Source organism: Sphingobium sp. 22B, from assembly GCF_001580035.1.
GTDB lineage: Bacteria > Pseudomonadota > Alphaproteobacteria > Sphingomonadales > Sphingomonadaceae > Sphingobium > Sphingobium fuliginis.
Map to the genome: position 1 here is coordinate 1 of NZ_LTAB01000094.1, position 401 is coordinate 401.

General features: G+C 52.9%; 1 protein-coding gene. It reads left to right on the forward strand.

Annotation, left to right across the window (positions count from 1 at the left end):
- Positions 1–134: 134 nt before the first annotated feature.
- Positions 135–401 (forward strand): hypothetical protein (locus tag A0J57_RS27100; protein ID WP_235600962.1); only part of this gene is annotated, 267 nt, incomplete at its 3' end.

Consider the following 401-nt stretch of genomic DNA (forward strand, 5'->3'; position numbering starts at 1 on the left):
GGCTGGAATAGAAGCATAACGGACAGTCAGAAGACATAAATAGAGGGCGTTGGGGAGAAGTAAGCGCCGATATAGAAAGAGCGACAGCCTGGACGAAGCAAGCGCCGGTAATCCCTGAATACGAGCCCTACCGATTGACAGACCGGCTCTTAAAGCGTCTTCAGTGGCTGTATAGCAAGACCGGCAAGCTGTGGACAATAGAAGAACTAGCAAAGGCGAACATAGATAGGAGCCAGAACGCCCGGCAAAGGATAGCGGTGGCAGTAGCTCAGCTAGAAGCTGAAGGCATGATACTGACAAGGGCGGCAGTTGCCAGGAGAGCAAAGGCGCACCGGACAACGGTAGTAAAGAACCTTGACCTCTTGACTCTCTGCCTAGGCGAATATATAGCGGGGGGTGAG